Here is a 703-nt window from a genome sequence, read left to right on the forward strand (position 1 = left end):
CTCTGACTCTGATTGAACAAAAACGTGCCGATGCAACCCTGAACGACGAATTGGCAGTATTGGACTATCTGAAAAATAAACCTGATGCTGGTGTAAAAATCGTTTGGTCTGCCCCGGCTGACGAAAAAGTCGGCTCCGGCTTGATTGTCAATAAAGGCAATGATGAGGCATTGGCCAAATTCAGCACAGCCATGAACGAACTGAAGGCCGACGGTACGCTGAAAAAACTGGGCGAACAATTCTTCGGAAAAGACATCAGTGTTAAATAATTTCCTTGCCTCTCTGCCGTTTATGACGGAAACACGCGCTGATATGCTCATCAGCGCGTTTTGGCCTATGGTCAAAGCCGGCTTTATAGTATCTCTTCCTCTGGCGATTGCTTCTTTCGTTATCGGTATGATTATTGCTGTAGCCGTTGCTTTGGTAAGAATCATGCCACCTGGTGGAATTCTTCAAAAAATTCTACTTAAAGTGGTTGAATTCTATATTTCTGTCATTCGTGGAACACCGCTTTTAATACAACTAGCAGTGGTCTTCTATGGTCTGCCATCTGTTGGTATTTATATCGACCCGATTCCTGCCGCCATCATCGGTTTTTCGCTCAACGTTGGTGCATACGCTTCCGAAACCATACGCGCGGCAATTTTGTCCGTACCTAAAGGTCAATGGGAAGCTGGTTTCTCCATCGGTATGACCTATATGC

At 45.2% G+C, this 703-nt stretch carries 2 protein-coding genes; both read left to right on the top strand.

What is annotated here, in order from left to right; all coding sequences use genetic code 11:
- Window positions 1-269, top strand: a 269-nt coding sequence (locus ACTHUE_RS19700; RefSeq protein WP_440424242.1) for a transporter substrate-binding domain-containing protein, incomplete at its 5' end; no start/stop codon positions are given.
- A partial coding sequence (locus tag ACTHUE_RS19705; RefSeq protein ID WP_440424243.1) for an ABC transporter permease subunit occupies window positions 259-703 on the top strand: 445 nt, incomplete at its 3' end. The genes ACTHUE_RS19700 and ACTHUE_RS19705, both read left to right, overlap by 11 nt.

The organism is Neisseria sp. P0021.S005 (assembly GCF_051956955.1).